General features: G+C 48.6%; 21 protein-coding genes, 1 riboswitch and 1 other annotated feature. Of the genes, 16 read left to right on the plus strand and 5 right to left on the minus strand.

Annotated features, from left to right (window positions below; all coding sequences use genetic code 11):
- A partial coding sequence (locus AC0TWI_RS18270) for a hypothetical protein (RefSeq protein WP_488127839.1) occupies window positions 1-188 on the minus strand: 188 nt, incomplete at its 3' end.
- Window positions 176-577: a peptide ABC transporter substrate-binding protein gene (locus AC0TWI_RS18275; protein ID WP_488127773.1), complete on the minus strand. Its 402-nt coding sequence runs from the start codon at window positions 575-577 to the stop codon at window positions 176-178. The genes AC0TWI_RS18275 and AC0TWI_RS18270, both read right to left, overlap by 13 nt.
- 194 nt (window positions 578-771) lie before the next feature.
- Between AC0TWI_RS18275 and AC0TWI_RS18280 the strand changes: the two genes are divergently transcribed.
- From AC0TWI_RS18280 to AC0TWI_RS18290, 3 genes are all read left to right on the plus strand, one after another.
- On the plus strand, window positions 772-2,292 hold the full coding sequence (locus tag AC0TWI_RS18280; RefSeq protein ID WP_488127774.1) for a carboxypeptidase M32: 1,521 nt from the start codon (window positions 772-774) through the stop codon (window positions 2,290-2,292).
- A gap of 50 nt (window positions 2,293-2,342) precedes the next feature.
- Window positions 2,343-2,444: riboswitch (purine riboswitch) on the plus strand.
- A gap of 170 nt (window positions 2,445-2,614) precedes the next feature.
- Window positions 2,615-3,199: a xanthine phosphoribosyltransferase gene (locus tag AC0TWI_RS18285; protein WP_488127775.1), complete on the plus strand. Its 585-nt coding sequence runs from the start codon at window positions 2,615-2,617 to the stop codon at window positions 3,197-3,199.
- Window positions 3,200-3,207: 8 nt separating this feature from the next.
- Entirely contained in the window at window positions 3,208-4,500 is a 1,293-nt protein-coding gene (locus AC0TWI_RS18290) for a nucleobase:cation symporter-2 family protein (RefSeq protein WP_488127835.1), read from the plus strand.
- Between the two features lie 378 nt (window positions 4,501-4,878).
- On the opposite strand, the gene AC0TWI_RS18295 is transcribed toward AC0TWI_RS18290, so the two are convergent.
- Complete coding sequence (locus AC0TWI_RS18295) at window positions 4,879-6,000, minus strand: bifunctional 3-deoxy-7-phosphoheptulonate synthase/chorismate mutase (RefSeq protein WP_488127776.1); 1,122 nt, start codon at window positions 5,998-6,000, stop codon at window positions 4,879-4,881.
- A gap of 297 nt (window positions 6,001-6,297) precedes the next feature.
- Window positions 6,298-6,531 (plus strand) — a binding site (T-box leader).
- 44 nt (window positions 6,532-6,575) lie between these two features.
- Between AC0TWI_RS18295 and aroC the strand changes: the two genes are divergently transcribed.
- From aroC to AC0TWI_RS18350, 11 genes are all read left to right on the plus strand, one after another.
- Window positions 6,576-7,748 (plus strand): chorismate synthase, encoded by a 1,173-nt coding sequence (gene aroC, locus AC0TWI_RS18300; RefSeq protein ID WP_488127777.1) that lies wholly within the window; start codon window positions 6,576-6,578, stop codon window positions 7,746-7,748.
- 30 nt (window positions 7,749-7,778) lie between these two features.
- A complete protein-coding gene (hisC, locus tag AC0TWI_RS18305; protein ID WP_488127778.1) occupies window positions 7,779-8,858 on the plus strand; it encodes a histidinol-phosphate transaminase in 1,080 nt (359 codons plus the stop codon).
- A gap of 63 nt (window positions 8,859-8,921) precedes the next feature.
- On the plus strand, window positions 8,922-10,025 hold the full coding sequence (locus AC0TWI_RS18310; RefSeq protein WP_488127779.1) for a prephenate dehydrogenase: 1,104 nt from the start codon (window positions 8,922-8,924) through the stop codon (window positions 10,023-10,025).
- A 14-nt stretch (window positions 10,026-10,039) separates the two neighbouring features.
- Window positions 10,040-11,329, plus strand: a complete 1,290-nt coding sequence (aroA, locus tag AC0TWI_RS18315) for a 3-phosphoshikimate 1-carboxyvinyltransferase (RefSeq protein ID WP_488127780.1) — start codon at window positions 10,040-10,042, stop codon at window positions 11,327-11,329.
- 131 nt (window positions 11,330-11,460) lie between these two features.
- Entirely contained in the window at window positions 11,461-12,549 is a 1,089-nt protein-coding gene (locus tag AC0TWI_RS18320) for a type III polyketide synthase (protein ID WP_488127781.1), read from the plus strand.
- Window positions 12,546-13,061: an isoprenylcysteine carboxyl methyltransferase family protein gene (locus tag AC0TWI_RS18325; protein ID WP_488127782.1), complete on the plus strand. Its 516-nt coding sequence runs from the start codon at window positions 12,546-12,548 to the stop codon at window positions 13,059-13,061. The genes AC0TWI_RS18320 and AC0TWI_RS18325 overlap by 4 nt, the downstream gene beginning before the upstream one ends.
- Before the next feature lie 196 nt (window positions 13,062-13,257).
- The gene (locus tag AC0TWI_RS18330) at window positions 13,258-13,557 is read left to right on the plus strand and encodes a hypothetical protein (protein ID WP_488127783.1); all 300 of its coding nucleotides are present in this window, start codon (window positions 13,258-13,260) and stop codon (window positions 13,555-13,557) included.
- Window positions 13,558-13,679: 122 nt separating this feature from the next.
- Window positions 13,680-13,892, plus strand: coding sequence for a hypothetical protein (locus AC0TWI_RS18335; RefSeq protein ID WP_488127784.1), 213 nt, complete (start codon window positions 13,680-13,682; stop codon window positions 13,890-13,892).
- Window positions 13,893-14,205: 313 nt separating this feature from the next.
- A complete protein-coding gene (locus AC0TWI_RS18340; protein WP_488127785.1) occupies window positions 14,206-17,802 on the plus strand; it encodes a dynamin family protein in 3,597 nt (1,198 codons plus the stop codon).
- A 118-nt stretch (window positions 17,803-17,920) separates the two neighbouring features.
- Complete coding sequence (locus AC0TWI_RS18345) at window positions 17,921-18,829, plus strand: 5'-3' exonuclease (protein WP_488127786.1); 909 nt, start codon at window positions 17,921-17,923, stop codon at window positions 18,827-18,829.
- Window positions 18,826-19,134, plus strand: coding sequence for a DUF6123 family protein (locus AC0TWI_RS18350; RefSeq protein ID WP_488127787.1), 309 nt, complete (start codon window positions 18,826-18,828; stop codon window positions 19,132-19,134). Before AC0TWI_RS18345 ends, AC0TWI_RS18350 begins: the two co-directional genes overlap by 4 nt.
- Window positions 19,135-19,146: 12 nt before the next feature.
- On the opposite strand, the gene AC0TWI_RS18355 is transcribed toward AC0TWI_RS18350, so the two are convergent.
- The gene (locus AC0TWI_RS18355) at window positions 19,147-19,533 is read right to left on the minus strand and encodes a reverse transcriptase-like protein (protein WP_488127788.1); all 387 of its coding nucleotides are present in this window, start codon (window positions 19,531-19,533) and stop codon (window positions 19,147-19,149) included.
- A gap of 141 nt (window positions 19,534-19,674) precedes the next feature.
- Here AC0TWI_RS18355 and AC0TWI_RS18360 point away from each other — a divergent pair, with 141 nt between their 5' ends.
- Together AC0TWI_RS18360 and AC0TWI_RS18365 are read left to right on the plus strand one after the other, a co-directional pair.
- Complete coding sequence (locus AC0TWI_RS18360) at window positions 19,675-20,340, plus strand: reverse transcriptase-like protein (RefSeq protein ID WP_488127789.1); 666 nt, start codon at window positions 19,675-19,677, stop codon at window positions 20,338-20,340.
- Window positions 20,341-20,347: 7 nt separating this feature from the next.
- Window positions 20,348-20,524, plus strand: coding sequence for a zinc-finger domain-containing protein (locus tag AC0TWI_RS18365; RefSeq protein WP_488127790.1), 177 nt, complete (start codon window positions 20,348-20,350; stop codon window positions 20,522-20,524).
- A gap of 36 nt (window positions 20,525-20,560) precedes the next feature.
- Here AC0TWI_RS18365 and cspD read toward each other — a convergent pair whose 3' ends face one another.
- On the minus strand, window positions 20,561-20,770 hold the full coding sequence (gene cspD, locus AC0TWI_RS18370) for a cold-shock protein CspD (RefSeq protein WP_488127791.1): 210 nt from the start codon (window positions 20,768-20,770) through the stop codon (window positions 20,561-20,563).
- Window positions 20,771-20,940 lie beyond the last annotated feature (170 nt).

Raw genomic sequence — 20,940 nt, forward strand, 5'->3', positions numbered from 1 at the left:
AGCGAGGGAAGCGGCTGGAGCCGTGCCCGCGGAAAGCGTCCATCCGTAGCGGAAATCAACTTTTTCAAATAATACTTCCATTGTAAAAGAAAAAAGGCTGTAGGCAAACTCCTGAATTTCTGGAGTTTGTCTACAGCCTGAGAGGTGCAAACTGCACCTCTTTGTTCATTTTTGTTTAGCTTATCCAAGTCAAATTCGACTCTTTTATTTCCCATTTTCCATTTGTATAATGGACGGTGCTCTCTACACCAATCGCCCCTGTCCCCGACTTGAATTTCGAGCCTTCGAATATAACATTTTTGTTAAATGTAATGTCAACCTTCTCAATCGTGAGAAGTACACCGGCCAATGCCAGAGTATCCTGGTTGAAATGGCCTGCTTCTGTCAGCTCATCCATTGTCGCATCTATGGCCTCAACCTTATATTTATCCTTAAAATTATGTAAAATCGCTTGTTTCTCCTCCTCGTTTATTCCATCAAAATTACTCATATCAATCGCGATGAATTCCATTTCGTGATTTAATGCTTGATCCATCTCCATCATGGAGTCGAGAGCAAGGATGTAAAGTTCTTCCAAATGCTCCTTTGGATTCTCTTTAATGTTAGCGGAAAATAAAAGCCTTACTAAAGCTGCCAGCCATATGCTGAATGATGATAGATAGTTCATAGAACCCGGCGATTTAATGAGAGAAGAATCTGTTTATTTTTTTGCTTCGGTAAAGTACTTTCCTCCCAGTTTGTGGTACACTCAGATGGAAAGGGAGGATGGCTATGGCAGAACAACATCTAGAGATTGAGAGAGAATTTTTGCAATATGTGAAGAAAATGACCGCTTACGAGGAAGCGCTATCATTGATTTATTGGGATCTTCGGACCGGCGCGCCGAAAAATGGCGTTTCCAGACGTTCGCAGGTAATCGGGATGCTGTCTTCTGAAGTGTTCAATATGTCCACCTCTGAGGAAATGGCAGCTTTCATCGCGAGCTTAGCCCCGCATGCCTCGAATCTCTCCAAAGAGACGAGACGGATTTTGGAAGTGAGCAAAGAGGAGTACGAGAGAAACAAGAAGATTCCTGCCCATGAATATGAGGAATTTGTGGTTCTCAAATCCGAAGCGGAACATGTGTGGGAAACGGCACGAGAAAAATCTGATTTCAGCCTGTTTCAACCTTATCTTGAAAAACTCGTTGACTTTACGAAGCGGTTCCTTCGATACTGGGGCTATGATGCCCATCCATACGATACGCTGCTTGACCAATATGAACCGGGTGTAACAGTCCAGCTTGTCGACAAAGTTTTTGGCGAGCTCCGGGATGCAATCGTACCGCTCGTCAAGAAAATCCAGGAAGAGGGCAAGGAACCGGAAACATCCTTCTTGTTCGGCCATTTTCCGAAGAAGACACAGATTGATTTCAGCGTAGAGCTGCTTAAAGGGATGGGCTATGATTTCGATTCCGGCAGACTCGATGAATCGGTCCATCCGTTTGCAATCGGATTGAATCCCGGCGATGTAAGGATAACGACCCGCTATGACGAGAATGATTTCCGGATGGCGATTTTCGGCACGATCCATGAGGGAGGCCACGCGCTTTACGAGCAAAATATATCCAAGCAGCTTTTCGGCACACCGCTCTGCACGGGCACATCGATGGGTATTCATGAATCCCAATCATTATTTTACGAAAACATTGTGGCACGAGATCGAAATTACTGGGTCCATAATTACCCGCTTCTGAAAAAGTATGCGCCTGACCAATTTGCGGACGTCTCTTTAGACGATTTTTATCGTGCCATCAATGAGGCAAAGCCTTCGCTGATCAGGATTGAGGCAGATGATCTTACATATGCACTCCATATCATCATCCGCTATGAAATTGAAAAGGCGCTGTTCAGCGATGAGATCGAGGTTACGGATCTGCCGCGGATCTGGAACGATAAATATGAGCAATATTTGGGCATCAGGCCTGAAAATGACGGGGAAGGCGTGCTGCAGGACATCCACTGGTCAAGCGGCGACTTCGGCTACTTCCCGTCCTATGCACTCGGCTATATGTATGCAGCCCAGCTGAAAAATGCGATGGTGAAAGACTTGCCGAACTATGATCAGCTGCTTAAGGAAGGCGATCTCCAGCCGGTCAAACAGTGGCTGAACGAGAAAGTCCATGTCTACGGAAGATTGAAAAAGCCGCTGGAAATTATTGAAGCGGCGACCGGCGAAGGTCTCAATGCCAGTCATCTGATCGAGTATTTAAAAGCGAAATTTTCGAACGTTTACCAACTTGACCGAGCATGACGATTTTCGCAGAAATTTGTTGAAAAAACAGTCCCCGGTGGTATAATGAAACTATTCTAATCGCATTCACTCATATAATCGCAGGAATATGGCCTGCGAGTTTCTACCGGTCCGCCGTGAACGGACCGACTATGGGTGAGCAATGAAAGTCTCATAATCATCGGGGCTTGTTTCCTTTTGGTGGAAACAGCACGGATTGATGGGCTTTTCAAATCCTTTCGTCGATAAGCGAAGGACATTGCTCCACTCATAATGATGGATGCAACTGTCTTTGGGCTTATTTTTTTATGCCCATCGGCAGAAAACGAAAGGGGAAAGCTATATGGAGCTATTGCAGGAATTCATCGTAAGAGAAGGGAAAGTACTGTCCGATACTGTTTTGAAAGTGGACTCTTTCCTGAATCACCAAATTGATCCGCAGCTGATGGTGGAAATGGGCAAGGAGTTCGCCCGGCTTTTTGCCGACAGCGGCATTACGAAAATCGTCACTATCGAGTCTTCCGGTATTGCGCCGGCTGTCATGGCAGGCCTTTATTTGGGCGTCCCGGTCGTTTTTGCAAGAAAACGCAAATCCCTCACATTGACGGACGGTCTTTATTCGGCAAAGGTGTACTCGTTCACGAAAAGAGAGGAAAGCGAAATCAGCATATCTTCATCTTTTTTGGATGAAAACGATACGGTCCTGATCATCGATGATTTTCTGGCGAATGGACAGGCTGCTCTCGGGTTGATGGATATTGTCGATCAGGCACAAGCAAATACTGCCGGAATCGGCATCGTCATCGAAAAAGGTTTCCAGGAAGGCGGAAAGCTGCTTCGCGACAAAGGCATTCGGGTAGAATCGTTGGCGATTATCGAATCGCTTGCGGACGGCAAGGTCGCATTTGCTAAAGAGGTAACCGCATGAAATCAAAGATGAAGCTGACGGCGCTTGGGATCCAGCATGTGCTCGCGATGTATGCCGGGGCTGTACTAATTCCGCTAATAGTCGGTGCTGCCATGGGTCTTACCGGAGAGAAGCTGACGTATTTGGTGTCGATTGATATTTTCATGTGCGGAATTGCGACCATCCTTCAGGCAATGCGCACCCGCTACTTCGGCATCGGCTTGCCCGTTGTGCTCGGCTGTACCTTTACCGCTGTCGCTCCAATGATTTCGATCGGGGAAGAGTATGGACTCAGTGCCATCTATGGTGCGGTAATTGCTTCCGGACTTTTTGTCGTGCTGATCAGCACCTTTTTCGGTAAGCTCGTCCGGTTCTTTCCACCGGTTGTCACTGGTTCTGTCGTGACCATTATCGGGATTACGCTTATCCCGGTTGCGATCAACAACATGGCTGGCGGACAAGGAGCGGCAAACTTCGGATCCGTCGCAAATATTTCGCTTGCATTCGGCACGCTGTTTTTCATCATTTTGCTTTATCGCTTCTTTACCGGTTTTATCCGGGCGATTTCCATTTTGCTCGGCCTTGTTTTCGGAACGATTGCCGCGGCGCTCGCCGGTATGGTCGATTCCCAGCCTGTCGCAGAGGCGGCGTGGGTTCATATGGTGAAGCCTTTCTACTTTGGCACGCCGACTTTTGAATGGCCGGCCATCTTGACCTTGACACTTGTCGCTATGGTCAGCCTCGTTGAGTCAACAGGAGTGTACTTCGCACTTGGCGATATCACCGACCGAAAGCTGACCGAAAAAGACTTATCGAGAGGATACCGCTCTGAGGGGCTTGCAAGTGTGCTCGGCGGGCTTTTCAACGCGTTTCCTTATACGACTTTTTCACAAAACGTAGGTCTGATTCAATTATCGGGTGTGAAAACGAGAAAGGTCATTTTCATTTCGGGTGGTTTGCTGATCGCGCTTGGGCTCGTACCGAAAATTGGTGCCGTGACGACAATTATTCCAACACCGGTCCTTGGCGGGGCAATGATTGCGATGTTCGGCATGGTTGTCTCACAGGGGATCAAAATGCTGAGCAAGGTAATTGGCGAATCACAGGAAAACTCCCTGATTGTCGCTTGTTCGATTGGAATCGGCCTCGGCGTTACAGTCGTACCCGATTTATTCGCACAGCTGCCAAAAGGAATGAGCATCCTGACGAGCAACGGCATCGTGGCCGGAAGCCTGACAGCCATCTTCCTGAACATCATTTTCAACATGCTGCCAAGAAGACAAAAAGCAGCAACATTGCAGGAGCAGAAACAATCTGCTTAATAAATTCCTAATACAGCAGGAGAAGAAAAACGGATCGTTTTTCTTCTCCTGCTTTTTGATTTCCTAATTGGAGATTGGGATCCATTGATGATGTTTTGACAATTTCAAGGATAGATACCTAAAGTAATGGTTTTTCTTTTTCCTCAGGTGTTAAAGAGGGGGATAGACACCTGAAGAAAAGGAATTTCGAAATCTTTCGGTGCCAAAGAGGGGGATAGACACCTGAAAAAACGAATTTCGAACTCTTCCGGAGTCGAAAGCCAGGGCAGCCCCGAAAAAACTATATATCACCTTAAAAACAAAAAAAGCGGGCTGCCTGGAAAATCAGTTTTCACTGACTTTCCGGACAGCCCGCCTGTTTTTTATAGGAATCTCGATTTACGCTTCAACCGGCTGTTTGCTGACCAGTTTTGCGAAATCTTTAACTTCTTTCATGAATTCGCCGAATTGTTCGATGTCCATTTGCTGGGCTGAGTCGGACAGGGCGACGGCTGGATCTGGATGCACCTCAGCCATGACTGCATCGGCGCCGATCGCGATCGCTGCGCGTGCAGTAGGGAGGAGCAGGTCTTTCCGTCCTGTGGAGTGGGTCACGTCAACAACGACAGGCAGATGCGTCTCTTTTTTCAAGATCGGCACAGCGGAGATGTCGAGTGTGTTCCGTGTCGCTTTTTCGTATGTGCGGATGCCGCGTTCACAAAGAATGATCTCTTCATTGCCTTGGGCAAGGATGTATTCCGCTGCATACATGAATTCCTCGATTGTCGCAGACAGGCCGCGTTTAAGCAGCACAGGTTTTTTCACAGCGCCAGCAGCTTTAAGCAATTCGAAGTTTTGCATGTTGCGCGCACCGATTTGGATTACATCCACGTAGTCCAGTGCTGTTTCGATATCATTCGGATTGAGGATCTCACTGATGATCGAGAGTCCTTCCTCGTCCGCAACCTGGCGCAGGATTTTCAATCCCTCAAGCCCGAGTCCTTGGAAATCATAAGGAGAGGTGCGTGGCTTGTAAGCACCGCCGCGCATAAGTGTAAGACCTTGCTGCTTCATCGCCTTGGCGACAAGCTTAACTTGGTCGAAGCTCTCAACCGCACATGGTCCCATGATGAAGTGAGTTTGACCGTCGCCGATGTTTTCTCCGTTGATGGAGACAATCGTATTCTCCGGCTTCTTTTTCCGAGAAACGAGCAGCGCTTTGCGGTTATCGTCTTTTTGCAGCTCTAGGCTCGCTTTGAACACCTGTTTGAAAATATGCTGTACCGTAGAAGTGGCAAAAGGGCCTTCGTTGTTTTCTGCTATCATGTCAAGCAGCTTTCTTTCCTGGACAGGATCAAAGCGTTTTGTGCCCTGCATTTCTTTTAGTTTTCCGATTTCCTGGGCAACCTTACCCCGTTCATTCAACAGCTCCAGCATTTTTAGCGTAATCTCTTCGATGTCTTTTCGCAATGATTCAAGTTCTGACAACGTAAGCCCTCCTTGTTTTTTCAGTTCATACATCCCGTTGAAGCGAACTTGCCAATCTATTATACTTGATTTTAGCGCTTCAACGCTTTAAAGTGTGTATGAAAGGATTTTTGTTTATAGTTCAACACATTAGAGGACGCCAGAACAAAAGTCAATAGCTTTTTCGTTTGTTTTACAAATGCTTTGAAAGATTGTGAATATTTTCTTGTTGAAAGTCCGCTCCACTAGCGGCTTTCAGTCGGATGAAAATAATTCTTTTCCGAAAAATAAGAAAAATGGTCTTTACAAAGATGATCGATTGTGGTTAAAATTGAACGTAATATTATAAAGCGATAAGCAATGACGGGACACAGTAGCGGCATTTTCTTGTTAATCCAGAGAGCTGATGGACGGTGTGAATCAGCACAAATTTGCCTAGTGAATTACGCTCCCCGAGCTTCTTTCCCCAACTCCCGTTCTCGGGCTCATAAGGAAAGACGGCGCCCGGCCGTTATATGATCAATGAAGAGGCGGAGCCATGTGTTCCGCAATTAGGGTGGTACCGCGATAAACTTCGTCCCTGCTATTACAGCAGGGACGTTTTTGTATTTTTAAGGAGGAAGATGGAGATGAGATACTTAACTGCAGGGGAGTCGCACGGCCCCCAATTGATGACGATCATTGAAGGGGTTCCGGCAGGATTATCGCTGACGGCTGAGATGGTGAATGAAGAACTGGCAAGGCGGCAGAAGGGCTATGGCCGCGGCAGAAGAATGCAGATCGAAAAGGATACAGCTGAAATTACAAGCGGGGTACGTCATGGAGAAACGCTCGGTTCCCCGATTGCGCTAGTGGTAAAAAACGATGACTACAAACATTGGACGAAAATCATGGGAGCAGAGCCGCTTTCTGAAGAGGAGATCCAGGAGGTCAAGCGTAAAATCACACGCCCGCGTCCGGGGCATGCCGACCTTAACGGTGCCATTAAATACGGGCATCGCGATATGCGGAATGTGCTCGAGCGCTCATCGGCAAGGGAAACGACAGTGCGCGTGGCAGCCGGAGCAGTTGCCAAACGGATTCTTTCGGAGCTTGGCATAAAGGTTGGCGGCCATGTATTGGAAATCGGCGGCATCCGGGCTGAAAAGACGGAGTATACATCGATTGATGATCTTCAGGAGAGGACAGAGGCATCACCTGTTCGCTGTCTTGATGAAGAGGCCGGAGAAAAAATGATGAGGGCAATTGACGAGGCGAAGCAAAACGGAGACTCAATCGGCGGCATTGTTGAGGTGATCATCGAAGGAATGCCAGTCGGAGTCGGAAGCTATGTCCAAGCGGACCGCAAGCTCGAGGCGAAACTCGGTGCGGCGATGCTGAGCATAAATGCTTTCAAAGGCGTGGAAATCGGCATCGGCTTTGAAGCGGCGCACAGGCCGGGAAGTGAAGTCCATGATGAGATTCTCTGGGACGAAGAAAAAGGATATACGAGAAGAACGAACAATGCCGGCGGGTTCGAAGGCGGAATGACGACTGGGATGCCGATTGTCATCCGCGGCGTCATGAAGCCGATCCCGACATTGTATAAACCGCTCCAGAGCGTTGACATCGACACGAAGGAACCGTTCAAGGCAAGCATCGAACGCTCTGACAGCTGTGCCGTCCCGGCAGCAAGCGTCGTCGCGGAGGCTGTGATTGCCTGGGAGGCAGCAACCGCCATTTTGGAACAGTTCGGCAGCGACCGGATAGAAGCGATCCGGGAACAGATCGATCAACATCGCAAGTACGCAAGAGAATTTTAATATTAAACTAAAATAAAGGACGGGATCCGAATGAGAGTAAAAGAACAGCTCCTCAGCCTTCAGGCCTATGTGCCGGGAAAATCATCGGAAGACGTGAAAAAGGAATACCAGCTTGAACAGGTCGTGAAATTGGCATCCAATGAGAATCCTTATGGCTGTTCATCTCTTGCACAGAAAGCGGCACAAGAAGCGATTTCGAGCTTTGCCATCTACCCGGACGGGGCTGCCCAGAGGCTGCGCGAAGCCGTTGCCGCTGACAAAGGAGTCCTTCCGGAAAATCTTGTTTTTTCAAGCGGGCTCGATGAATTGATTCAAATGATCTCAAGGGCCCTGCTAAGTCCGAATACAAACGTCGTCATGGCAGAGAACACATTCCCGCAGTACCGGCATCACGCGGTCATTGAAAACGCCGATATCCGTGCGGTACCGCTGAAGGATGGAAAGCACGACCTGACAGAAATGGCAGCCCAAATTGATGCCAATACGCAGCTCGTCTGGATTTGCAATCCAAATAATCCGACCGGGACATACATCGGTGAAGAAGAGCTCGTCTCCTTCCTTCAGGTAGTGCCGGACCACGTGCTCGTCGTTCTCGATGAAGCATACGCCGAATATGCAGCTGCCGCGGATTTCCCGGATTCATTGTCCCTGCTTCCTTCATATGAGAATTTGCTCGTTATGCGGACGTTTTCAAAAGCATACGGCCTTGCCGCTCTGCGGATCGGCTACGGAATCGGCAATGCGGAACTGATCCGCAAGCTGGAAGTGACGAGGCTGCCATTCAATACGTCAGCAGTCGCTCAAGCTGCTGCGGAGGCAGCTTTACAAGACAAATCATTCATTCAAGAGTCGGCAGCGAAAAACAGGGCGGAACTGGAAAAATGCTATGCATTCTGTGAGGCTCATCACATCAACTTTTATCCGTCGGAGGGCAACTTCATTTTTATCGACATCCCCGAGAAATCAAGCTTTGATGCAGCGCAATACTTGCTTGAACACGGATGGATCGTCAGACCGTTTCCGTCCGGTATCCGGATTACGGTCGGCACCGCCGAAGAAAATGACGGCCTTCTCTCACTGCTTGAGCAAATGATGCTTGTAAAATCATAATAGATAATCATACTGCGGGTTAACCCAAATACTGAACATTCATAGGATTGGCGTTGAGAAATCATGAAAAACAAGAAACGTATATTGCTGATCGGCACAGGCCTGATCGGCGGCTCCGTCGCATTAGCAATCCGTAAAGAGCATGATCCCTGGATTGTCGGCTTTGATGCCAACAAGGAGCACTGCATGCTTGCACAGAAACTGAACATTATCGATGAGTGCACGGAAGATCCTGATGGCGAAGCAGAAAGGGCAGACCTGATTATTCTTGCCTGCCCCGTCGATAAGGCAGAGACGTTCATCAGCAGGCTGAGCAAGCTCCGTCTGAAGGAATCGGTAATTGTCACCGATGTTGGGAGTACAAAGGCGAGAATATTAAAAAGCGCGAAAGCTCTGCAGGAAAAAGGGATCTTGTTCATCGGCGGACACCCGATGGCCGGTTCGCATAAAGGCGGACCGGGAAGCGCCAAGGCTCATCTGTTCGAAAATGCTTTTTATGTGATTGCTCCACTACCTGGCACTCCGGTTGAAAAGGTCGAGGAATTGAAAGAGTGGCTGAGTGGGACGAAGGCAAATTTCATTGAAATGGCAGCCGATGAACATGATAAGGTGACGGGCATCGTCAGTCATTTTCCCCATCTTGTCGCAGCAAGTCTTGTCAGGAGGGTGGAGGCGCACGCCGGCCAGAACGAAAAAGTGAAATGGCTGGCGGCGGGCGGCTTCCGGGATATTACGAGAATCGCCTCGAGCAGTCCGGAAATGTGGAAGGATATCGTTCTTCATAATAAGGAAGAATTGCGTTTTCTTCTTGATGAATGGATGGAAGAAATGACATTTGTCAAAGAACTTCTTAATAAGGATGAAAACGACCTTCTCCATTATTTTTCAGGAGCAAAAAGGTTCCGTGACGGCCTGCCTGTCCGGGCAAAAGGGGCGATCACCTCGTTTTATGATCTCTATGTCGACGTACTCGACAAGCCGGGGGTTATCTCGGACGTAACGACTTTGCTCGCGAAGGCGAATATTAGTTTGACAAATATCCGCATCATCGAAGCAAGGGAAGATGTGTACGGTGTGCTTAGGCTCAGCTTCCAAACAGAGGAAGATCGCGAGATGGCGAAAACAGAACTTGAAGAACAAGGGTATGAGACCTATCTCAGTTTTTAGAAGGGGGAAAAGTCATGCAAAAAGCTGCTAAAAAGACGGCTGGCCTACAGGGAACAATTACAGTTCCAGGAGACAAATCCATTTCTCATCGGGCAATCATGTTCGGTTCCGTTGCAGAAGGAACGACAATTGTGGAAGGCTTGCTGACAGGCGATGACTGTCTCCGGACGATCGATTGTTTCCGAAAGCTTGGAGTCAGCATTACTCAGGAAGGGACACGCGCAGTGATCGAAGGAAAAGGTTTTGCAGGGCTGAGCGAGCCGAAAGAAGCGCTTGATGTCGGAAATTCGGGCACAACGATCCGGCTGATGCTCGGTATTCTCGCAAATACACCATTCCATACGGTAATCGCAGGAGATGACTCAATTGCAAGAAGGCCGATGGCGAGGGTAACGGATCCTTTGAAGATGATGGGTGTAAAGATTGAAGGGCGAGAAAACGGCAAATATACGCCGCTCAGCATCAGGGGAGGAAATGCGCAAGGCATTGATTACCATTCCCCGGTCGCAAGCGCACAAGTAAAATCGGCAGTATTGCTCGCGGGTTTGCAAGCAAGCGGCTCGACCTCCGTTACGGAGCCGGAGACGTCCCGTGACCATACCGAAAGAATGCTACGGGAATTCGGCTGTAATGTAACCGTCGAAGGAAGAACGAGTACAATCGAAGGCCATCAGTCTTTAAAAGGAACCAAAATCGATGTGCCCGGAGATATTTCGTCAGCGGCCTTTTTCCTGTCGGCGGCAGCCATCTTGCCGGAAAGCCAGATTACAATCGAAAATGTCGGCATTAACCCAACAAGAACGGGAGTCCTTGATGTTTTGAAGGAAATGGGAGCCAAGACGGAAATCAAAAATGTCCGCAATGAAGACGGAGAGCCGGCAGCCGATATTTCAATCCACTACTCTTCTTTAAAAGGGACGGAAATCGGCGGGGACATTATTCCCCGGCTGATTGACGAAATTCCGATTTTGGCATTAGCGGCAACACAGGCAGAAGGCGTGACCATCATCAAGGATGCCGCCGAACTGAAAGTGAAGGAAACAAACCGGATTGATACGGTCGTGAATGAACTCAAAAAAATGGGTGCAAACATTGAAGCGACCGAAGATGGCATGAAGATCACCGGGAAAACGCCGCTTCACGGGGCGGAGGTTGACAGCCATGGCGATCACCGGATCGGCATGATGCTCGCGATTGCTTCTTGTCTGGCAGAAGGGGAAACCGTGATCAGAAACACAGAGGCGATCGGCATCTCATTCCCTGGATTTTTTGAAACGATTGAAAAACTGAAAAAAGCGGAATAACCCGTTTCTTCCATATTATATGTTCCGATTCTCTTTTAGCCGGCCGGTAGTTAGCCCGGTTGCCAGTTTGGGTATACTATAGCGACTGGATACTATTTCTGACGATCGTGCTAAGAGAGGATGATGGGACTATGGCCCGAATTATGTCCACGGGATTGGCCGTACCGGAACAGGCCGTTACGCAGGAGGAGACGATGGAATTTGTCCGGCAGCTTTTTGCCGGGTCTGTCCGGGATATCGATCGCCTGCTTAAAGTGTTTCAAAACGGAGAAATTGAGAAACGACATTTTGCGAAAGATATGGACTGGTATCAAGAAGAGCACAGCTTTGAAGAGAAGAACGAGGCGTTTATCGAGACTGCTGTTCCTCTTTGCATCAAGGCGATTGAAAATTGCCTCGGGTCGCCCCATTTGGGGAAAGGCGTGCCTTACGAAGAGATCGATGCGATTGTCATGGTCTGCACGACGGGGCTCGCAACGCCAAGCCTTGAAGCGAGAATTATGAATAAGCTTCCTTTTTCTTTACATACGAAGAGGATTCCGATCTGGGGACTTGGCTGTGCCGGGGGAGCCGGCGGCCTATCCCGCGCATTCGACTATTGCAAGGCACATCCGAAGGCAAAAGTATTGGTCGTCGCTGTTGAGCTATGCAGCCTCACCTTCCAAAAGGATGACCTGACAAAAAGCAACATCATCGGCACCTCGCTTTTCGCCGACGGAGCTGCTGCTGTGCTTGTATGCGGAGAAGAAGCCGCAGTCAGCGAAGGGGCCAGCGGGGCGAAGCCAGTGATCATCGATACGTTCTCCAGCCTTATGCCCGATTCTCTTGACGTCATGGGCTGGGACATTAAGAACAATGGGCTGTATGTCGTCTTTTCCAAAAGCATACCGAACATCGTGGAAAGCTGGCTCGCCCCTCAATGGTCGGCTTTTTTGGAGAAGCATCGCATAGAAGAAGCGGATATCCGCCATTTCATTGCCCACCCAGGCGGTAAAAAGGTGATTGATGCGTACGAGCACTCGCTCGGCCTCACAGCCGAACAGACAGCCTGTTCCAAAAGGGTGATGAGCGAATACGGCAATATGTCTTCACCGACCGTACTCTTTGTGCTAGACAGGTTCCTCGAAAAGGAGGTTGCTGCAGGCGAATACGGTATGATTGCAGCACTGGGTCCTGGTTTCAGTTCCGAGCTTCTGCTTGTAAGGTGGGAGGCACCATGATCGGCTGGCTCGTCCTCATTTTTATTATTGTCCAGAGATTATCGGAACTTGTTATTGCGAGAAGGAATGAGCAGTGGATGAAAAGCCAAGGGGCGATTGAATACGGCCAGTCACATTACCCTGCGATGGTTGCCATCCATGCGTCCTTTTTTATCGTCCTCCTCGGGGAAATCTTCATTTTTCACCGGACGCTCAGCCCGGTCTGGCCATTATGGTTCGTGCTATTCATCGCCGCCCAGGCAGGAAGGATCTGGGTCATTGCGTCGCTCGGGAAATATTGGAACACAAAAATCATCGTCCTGCCCGGCGCCAAACCTGTCGACCGCGGACCGTTCAAATACGTGAAGCATCCGAATTATTGGATTGTGACCGTCGAACTGATCGTCATCCCTCTTCTTTTCAATGCGTACATCACGGCCATCCTTTTCTTCGTGCTGAATCAAATTATTTTACGAATTCGCATTCCTCAGGAAGAAGCGGCACTGCGGGAGCATACGGAGTATCCCGGCTGAAATAAAGTGATGAATCCGGCATGGACAAAGAGGATGATTTGATACAATATAATAAGAAGAGAAAAAGTTTGGAGCAAATCCAAACTTTTTTTCTGGGCAGCAAGAGGTGCTTGAAAAGAAAAAGTCGAATAGAACGAAAAAACAGATTTCCTGAAAATGATAGTATGGTAGAATTTTATTGGAGGATCATGTAAATATGGAAATAGTTGTTACCTTGGTATTTGTGTTGGGCATTGCTTTACTCTTCGATAAAATTTATAAACGAATCGATTTGGATACGTATTCACCGATATGGGAATATTTTTCAAAGGCTTTTCTATATGGACTGATTACCGTCTTCACCCTTTTTTACGGCAAGGACTCACTTACCGATGTTTCCCCTGTTGAATGGGCGATTATTGCCGTGTCTGCAATCGAAGGAACCGGAAATTACATTAATTATTTAAAAGAAGCGAAGATCAGAAAAGAGGCATGGACACGAGTGCCAAAAAAATAATTAGTATGGCAGAAGTTGATTTCCCACAATAAAGGAAGAGGGTCACAGCATCTTGCGGCTTAACATTCAAATTAGAGTGCGCTCACATGCTAGTCATTATAAGGAAGGATGAAAGAAGTTGGATGGCAAAAAGAAATTCATCTGCGAAACTAGTCTTTTACTCTGTTATCCTTGGCTTAAATATGATACCCGAAAGTCTGTTGATCTTATACTCTCCCGTCTTGTTTCTAAAGATACTGAACCTTATCGCCCTTATTGCTAATGCAGCATTGATTGGAGCACTTATTAGAGAGATTTTTGTGGTGAAAGAAAAAGAACGGGCATACCGAATTTGAAAAAATGGGCTGCGCTTAATCCGAGGGGAATGCACCAGGAAGAATACTGCAAGTAAGTTTTATCAATCTAAGAAGATTAACCGTGCCATCCTGTTATCTGTTATTTTATACAAACATAAGCCAGCGACCTGGAAAAGTAATCAAAACAGCTGCACATTTTCACTTGGCGAGCTAGTAAAAATCCATCTAGGTGCATACAGTTTTCTGGTGTATAATTGAAATCGTATCCAGAAGACGGCCGTTCAATGGAGGCCGCTTTCCTGTTATTTAACTGAAAACATAGTCAAAAATAGATGAGGGGTCATGCAGCATCATGAAAACGTTGGTGAACGACATAGAAATGGAGAAACAGCTTGAACGGGTGCTGCCGCTTTTGCAGCATTTCCGTCAAAACGGCGATGCGGAGCGGGCCGGCAAAGCGGAGAAACTCGTCAGAAAAATTATGAACCAGGAATTTGCCCTTGCGTTCAGCGGACATTTCTCAGCTGGGAAGTCGTCCATGATCAATGCGTTGACAGGCGACCACGTACTCCCGTCCAGCCCAATTCCGACGAGCGCAAATATCGTCAAGCTGCTTCATGCCGAAGAGGAATATGCGAAAGTCTTTTTCAGTGAAGAACCGCCTGTCCTGTTTGAAGCGGGGGTTTCATTTGATGCGGTCCAGCAGTACTGCAAAAACGGAGAGGTAACAGAAATTGAGATCGGCAGAACCGATTCCGAGCTTCCGAAAGGCGTAACGGTCATGGATACGCCGGGGGTGGACTCAACGGATGATGCGCACAGGCTTTCCACCGAATCAGCGCTCCATTTGGCCGATGCGGTCTTTTATGTGATGGACTACAACCATGTGATGTCCGAGCTGAATTTCACGTATACGAAAAGTTTGCTCGCACACGGGGTCCGGCTCTACCTCGTCATCAACCAGATCGACAAACACCGGGATGCCGAGTTGTCCTTCGATTCATTCAGGGAGTCTGTCACAAAGTCCTTTGCTTCCTGGGATGTTCATCCGGAAGGGATCTTTTTCACTTCGCTGAAAAAACCGCAGCAGCCCGGCAACCAATTCCGGGAAGTGAAAGCACTGATTGAAAATGCTTTTGCCCATAAGGAAGAATGGATCAGGCAGACGGTGGAAGCTGCATGCAGCCTGCTTGAGGCAGAACATACGGCATGGCTTGCGGAAGAAAAGGAGCACCGATCGGAAGATTGCCGTGCTGTGTTGGATTCCTTCTCCGGCAAGACAGACGAGGATTTGCTTGTAGAGGAAGCAGCCTTGAAGGAGGAAATACGCCAGCAGGAAAGCCGACCGGCCGAATGGGAAAAGGGCTGGGATGAAGAAGTGGCTTCGCTGTTGAAAAGCGCCTACCTGATGCCGTTTGAAACGAGGGAGCTTGCCGCATCTTATCTGGAAGCAATGCAGCCCGACTTTAAAGCCGGGTGGCTGTTCAACCGGAAAAAGACGGAAGAAGAAAGAAAGTCGAGGCTCGCTCTTTTTCACGAAAGTGTGCAAAAACAATCGGAGAGCGGAATAGACTGGCACTTGCGGCAGCTCGCTTCAGAACAGTTGAAAAAGGCGGGCATCCATAACGAAGAACTCCAGCACGCCTGCCAATCGATCCATGTGAGCGTGACGGAAGAGCTGCTTGAAAAGACAGTAAAAAAAGGGGCAGGGGCAACCGGGGATGCGGTGCTTCATTACTGTAACGACGTCGCAGCAGAAATCAAGAAATTGGCTTTGGCGGAAAGCGACAAGCGGAAGGCAGAGATTCTTGTCCAGCTTGCCAACAGGACGGAGGCGGAGCTATCCGGAACGAGGGCAGAATTGGCCTCTATTGAAAAAGGTGCTGATGCTGCGAGGGAACTCCGGAGTCTTCAAGAGGAATTCGACAGGATGGCAATTATCCGCCCATTGTTGGATGGGGATGGAGAGCGACTGATCGGCGGACTGCAAGCCGAATGGGCGGCCGATGACAAGGCGCTTCGGCTCTATGACGGAAAGGCAGCTGTAGAGACGGGAGAAAAAGCGGAACCTGTTCCATTTGAGGACGAAGCGGCCATCCGCAAGTGGGATATTACACCTGATCGGATGGTAGAAAAAGCAAGGAATGCAGCCCGGCTGCTCAAGGCAGAGGAAGGGTTTGATCGACTCGTCCGTCAGCTTGAGGCGAAAGCGGACCGTGTGGAGAACCGCCGTTTCACCATTGCCTTGTTCGGCGCATTCAGCGCAGGCAAGTCCTCTTTTGCCAATGCTCTGCTTGGGGGAACGGTCCTGCCTGTGTCCCCAAATCCGACGACAGCGGCGATCAACCGGATTTTGCCGCCGGAGGAAGGCCATCATCATGGTACGGCCGTCGTCAAGATAAAAGCGGAAGCACAGATGCTCGCCGATGTGAACGAATCGCTGAAGATGTTCGGTGCCCGGGCATCTGATCTCTCCGAAGCGTCCGTACTTGACCTCGGCAAGATCAGCGGCAGCAGGGCGGAAGGGAAAGAAAAGGTCCATCTTGCCTTTTTATCTGCCTTCCAAAACGGTTTCGGTAAATATGCAGGCATGCTTGGCGAAAAAGTGGAGACCGGACTCGAAGGTTTTCGCACCTATGCGGCGGATGAGGAGTCTGCTTGCTTTGTCGAGTCGATCGATTTGTATTATCAATGCCCGCTGACCGAAAAAGGCATCACACTTGTCGATACGCCGGGGGCGGATTCGATCAATGCTCGCCATACGGGCGTCGCATTCGACTACATCAAAAATGCCGATGCGATTTTGTTCGTCACGTATTACAACCATGCGTTTTCCAAAGCGGACCGCGAGTTTCTTATCCAGCTCGGCCGGGTGAAGGATGCGTTTGAGCTCGATAAAATGTTCTTCCTCGTCAATGCGGTCGATCTTGCGGACAATGAAGAGGAACTAAACGATGTAATCGGCTACGTCCGGAGCCAATTGACTGGGTACGGCATCCGTTTCCCACGGATATTCGGCGTATCGAGCAAACTTGCCGTCGATCCCGAACGGTACGGCGAATCAGGGATGAATGCTTTCAACAGTGGATTTACCCAGTTTGTTGACAATGATCTGACGGAAATGAGTGTTCAAGCGCTTGATGCTGATTATAAACGGATCATCCGCCTGCTTGATGAACTGATTGAACAGGCCAATCTTGATGAAAACGTCAAAGCGGAAAGGAAGCGAGGATATGAGACCGGGCGCGAAGCCGTTCTCGCAGCCATTCGGCAGTCAGGCATCCGTATGCAGGAGGAAAAACTGGCGCAAGAAGTGAAGGAGCTGCTTTTCTATGTGAAGCAGCGCGTCTTCCTCCGTTTTTCCGACTTTTTCAAAGAGGCGTTCAACCCTGCGGTGCTTCAGCAGAAAAGCGGCTTGCCGCAATCGCTAGAAGAATTGCTTCAGTCATGCGGCTATGATTTCGCCCAGGAAATGCGTGCGACAAGCTTACGGATTGAAAAATTTGCTGGAGGCCTCCTAAAAGAAAAGTTGGAAATCCTCCAGTCTGACCTTCAGTCCATTCAGCCGAGCCTTACTTTTGCTTCGGTTGAAGCGGAGTCGGTCGCAGTTCCGGAGTTTGAAGCGGCGTTCACAGACACTGACCGCTCCACATTTGGGAAAGCTCTCCGTCACTTCAAAAACCCAAAATCCTTCTTTGAGAAAAATGAAAAGAAGGAGATGGAAGAGGAGCTGAAGGAACTGCTCGCTCCGTTAGCGGATGTCTATTTACAGGAAGCGCAAAGGACGATCGAAGCCCACTATGAACAATTTTTAGCCGAGGAATTCAAAAAAGCGAAAGATGCGGCGGCGGCCGATGTTGCAGAGCAATTCTCCATGTGGCTGAATGCCCTGCAAAGCGCCGACCGGATTGGCGAATGGATGGATATCCGTACAGCACTTGAGGAATAAGTTTACGTACACTGAGCGGTCTGGTTCCCCTTGAACGAAGGGAGGCCAGGCCCGCTTTTGTTATGGTATAATGGTTATAGGTACTATAGAGTGTGAGATTGAGGAGTTGGTTTACAGAATGAAGAATCAGCATTTGCTGTTAATTGACGGCATGGCCCTGTTGTTCCGGGCTTTTTTTGCGACTGCGGTCAACCGCCATTTTATGATCAACGGAAAAGGAATACCGACCAATGCGGTCCAAGGCTACTTGCGCCACTTGCTGACGGCGGTGGAAACGGTGGAGCCGACCCATGTCGCAGTCAGCTGGGATATGGGAAGCGTGACGTTCCGCAACGAGATGTATTCAGACTATAAGGCGAACCGCCAGGCACCGCCTGTGGAAATGCAGCCGCAATTCGACCTCGCAAAGGAAGCGACAACAGCGTTTGGCATTCCGAATATCGGTGTCGCCGGGTTCGAAGCCGATGACTGCATCGGAACGATCTGCAAAAAGATGACCGGCTGCGGCAAAGTAACGGTCGTCACCGGCGACCGGGATCTGCTGCAAATCCTTGATGACCATATTGAAATTCTATTGCTGCAAAAAGGAATGGGCAATTACCGCCGTTATACAGTGGAAAGCTTCACGGAAGAATACGGCATCCGCCCAAAACAGCTAGTTGATGTGAAAGCACTGATGGGTGATCCGAGCGATGGATATCCTGGCGTAAAAGGAATTGGTGAAAAAACAGCCTTGAAGCTGATCCAGCAATACGGGAATGTTGCCGGTGTCCTTGAGCATATCGAGGAACTGAAGCCCGCTCAGCAGAAGAAAATTGCAGAAGATATGGAGATGCTCCACCTTTCTCTTAAACTTGCCGCCATTGAATGCGATGTCCCGCTTCCATTCGCCATTGATCCTTGCGAGTGGGGAGAGGTGCCGGAGTCTGCTTACGAGCATGTCATGGAGCATGAACTGAAAACAGTTCGGAATCACCTCGTGAAATACAAGCCGGCAGCGGACGAAGTGTTCGGAAGCCGCGCATGAAAAACAAACCGGATAGGGATAGGCGGCCTTTCCGCCTAGAGGAATACCTTTTGTCGCTTGATGCGAAAGGGTTTAAATTCAAGGATGATGCGATCTCCTTTATCTATTTTGGCAAGCAGTCGACGGGCGCTTCTGATTTTATCGTCTCACTGGCGATCGAATGGACGATTAAAACACAGAAGCGGTTTGACGGCAGCTTTTATCTGGCACTGCTGGAATCATTGGTAGAGCAGAATATTAAGACAAGACGCGAAGCAGCGGAGTTTTTGACAGAGCAAGGAATACTAAAGGGCGGACCTGTATGACAGGCCGCCCTTTCAGTTTTTCCTGATGCCCTCACGCGCGAGTTCATCCGCCTTTTTATTTTGCTTTGATGGAATCCATTTGATGAAGAACAAGGCGAACTGCTCAGAAAGTGCCAACGCACGCTCCAGCAACGGTCTGTATTTGACTCCCTTTGCATATCCTCTTTCCATAGCGTCTACGACTGCGGTGGAATCGGAGCGGATGGAAATGACGGAAAAGCCTTTTTCAAGACAGATTTCTAGGCTTTTGATCAGGGCGGTAAATTCGGCCTCGTGATTGTTTAATGTACCAAGTGGAATGGAATAATATAAGGCATCACCATCATGCTTGATGAAAATGCCGGCACCGCTTGGGCCCGGATCTCCGGCGCTTGCTCCGTCTATATATACTTCGATCATTGGCGTCGCATCCTTTCCTGACCGGCAGCTATTTTTCATTATGCCTAAAAAAATCATTGCTGTACCGGATGTTCCATGTTCATATCGAGTAAATTATATAGGCTGGATTGCGAAAGTTCAAAGGTTGAGGGGGAATGAAGAATGAATGTAAAATTGCTTGTTCAATATAAAGGACCAAAAACGGCAAAGGTTGCGTTCGAGTCTGAGTGGCTATCGGAAGAGGCAGCAGACGGCATCATCCGTGATTTAGAAAAGTCAGGAAGACTCGCAAATCTTTCAATACAGGATGAGCTCGGCCAGGAATGGACGCTGAAGGAATACGAGAAACTGAAGAAAAAGGCGGCGGAAATGCCGTCGGATCCGACGATATACTTTGATGCAAGCTTCGATAAAGCGGCGGGTGATGCAGGACTGGGCATCGCTATTTATTACCGCCTTGGCAAGGAAGAATACAGAACGCGCGCCAACATGAAAATCGAAGGAATGGAATCGAATAATGAAGCAGAATATGCGGCCCTTTACAATGCGCTCGCCGTCGCGGAAGAGCTAGGCATTCGGCACGTCCCATGCACGATTAAAGGAGACGCACAGGGTGTGCTGAAACAGCTTGCGGGAGAATGGCCGTGCTATGAGAAAAACTTGATCGCATGGCTCGACAGGATTGAAGCGAAAATTGGAGAGCTCGGAATCAAGCCGTCATTTGAAGCGATCGGCCGAAACAGTAATAAAGAAGCCGACAAGCTCGCCGGGCAGGCACTGGCGGGGACAACCATCCTGAGCACAATCAACAGGGATGGACAAGGATAAGCGGCGGATGAGACGGACAGAGGTCGTAAAGGAATTAGACAGCATTATGGACACGTATTGTACGGATTGCCTGCTGAAAAGCTACATGAGGGCTGAACATGGAAGAAAAACGGCACATCAATTTTGCCTGAACCAGTGTACGGTTGGGGAGAAGATAAAACATCTCGGCGACAAATTGAAATGAAAAAAGGCTGACTCTGAGAGCCAGCCTTGACATTTTTTATAGTGAGGATTGTTTAGAGACATTGGCAGCTTGCGGGCCGCGGTTGCCTTCGACGATTTCGAAAGTGACTTCTTCGCCTTCTTCAAGCGTTTTGAAGCCTTCGCCTTGAATGGCTGAAAAATGAACGAATACGTCTTCACCGTTTTCTACTTCGATAAATCCATAGCCTTTTTCATTGTTGAACCATTTTACTTTACCGTTTTGCATATTTCTTATTCCTCCTAAATCTTCGGCAGCATCTGCCATGTAAAAATGTATCATTCGGGAAATGCATGAGCATTTCATCTAATGATGAATCCACTATACCGCAGAATTTTCATGCAGTCAAGGGAATATTTAGGTAGATAACGCTTACTTTCAGTTTATTTATATCTTTC

Source organism: Lederbergia sp. B243.17, assembly GCF_057657925.1.

Excerpts from the sequence above, each read along its gene's own strand:
- AC0TWI_RS18280 (WP_488127774.1), top strand. The coding sequence starts at position 772 with ATGGCAGAACAACATCTAGAGATTGAGAGAGAATTTTTGCAATATGTG.
- aroC (WP_488127777.1), top strand. The coding sequence starts at position 6,576 with ATGAGATACTTAACTGCAGGGGAGTCGCACGGCCCCCAATTGATGACG.
- AC0TWI_RS18285 (WP_488127775.1), top strand. The coding sequence starts at position 2,615 with ATGGAGCTATTGCAGGAATTCATCGTAAGAGAAGGGAAAGTACTGTCC.
- AC0TWI_RS18365 (WP_488127790.1), top strand. The coding sequence starts at position 20,348 with ATGAGACGGACAGAGGTCGTAAAGGAATTAGACAGCATTATGGACACG.
- hisC (WP_488127778.1), top strand. The coding sequence starts at position 7,779 with ATGAGAGTAAAAGAACAGCTCCTCAGCCTTCAGGCCTATGTGCCGGGA.
- AC0TWI_RS18330 (WP_488127783.1), top strand. The coding sequence starts at position 13,258 with ATGGAAATAGTTGTTACCTTGGTATTTGTGTTGGGCATTGCTTTACTC.
- AC0TWI_RS18345 (WP_488127786.1), top strand. The coding sequence starts at position 17,921 with ATGAAGAATCAGCATTTGCTGTTAATTGACGGCATGGCCCTGTTGTTC.
- AC0TWI_RS18290 (WP_488127835.1), top strand. The coding sequence starts at position 3,208 with ATGAAGCTGACGGCGCTTGGGATCCAGCATGTGCTCGCGATGTATGCC.
- AC0TWI_RS18350 (WP_488127787.1), top strand. The coding sequence starts at position 18,826 with ATGAAAAACAAACCGGATAGGGATAGGCGGCCTTTCCGCCTAGAGGAA.
- AC0TWI_RS18360 (WP_488127789.1), top strand. The coding sequence starts at position 19,675 with ATGAATGTAAAATTGCTTGTTCAATATAAAGGACCAAAAACGGCAAAG.
- AC0TWI_RS18320 (WP_488127781.1), top strand. The coding sequence starts at position 11,461 with ATGGCCCGAATTATGTCCACGGGATTGGCCGTACCGGAACAGGCCGTT.
- cspD (WP_488127791.1), bottom strand. The coding sequence starts at position 20,770 with ATGCAAAACGGTAAAGTAAAATGGTTCAACAATGAAAAAGGCTATGGA.
- AC0TWI_RS18340 (WP_488127785.1), top strand. The coding sequence starts at position 14,206 with ATGAAAACGTTGGTGAACGACATAGAAATGGAGAAACAGCTTGAACGG.
- AC0TWI_RS18355 (WP_488127788.1), bottom strand. The coding sequence starts at position 19,533 with ATGATCGAAGTATATATAGACGGAGCAAGCGCCGGAGATCCGGGCCCA.
- AC0TWI_RS18310 (WP_488127779.1), top strand. The coding sequence starts at position 8,922 with ATGAAAAACAAGAAACGTATATTGCTGATCGGCACAGGCCTGATCGGC.
- AC0TWI_RS18325 (WP_488127782.1), top strand. The coding sequence starts at position 12,546 with ATGATCGGCTGGCTCGTCCTCATTTTTATTATTGTCCAGAGATTATCG.
- AC0TWI_RS18295 (WP_488127776.1), bottom strand. The coding sequence starts at position 6,000 with ATGTATGAACTGAAAAAACAAGGAGGGCTTACGTTGTCAGAACTTGAA.
- aroA (WP_488127780.1), top strand. The coding sequence starts at position 10,040 with ATGCAAAAAGCTGCTAAAAAGACGGCTGGCCTACAGGGAACAATTACA.
- AC0TWI_RS18335 (WP_488127784.1), top strand. The coding sequence starts at position 13,680 with ATGGCAAAAAGAAATTCATCTGCGAAACTAGTCTTTTACTCTGTTATC.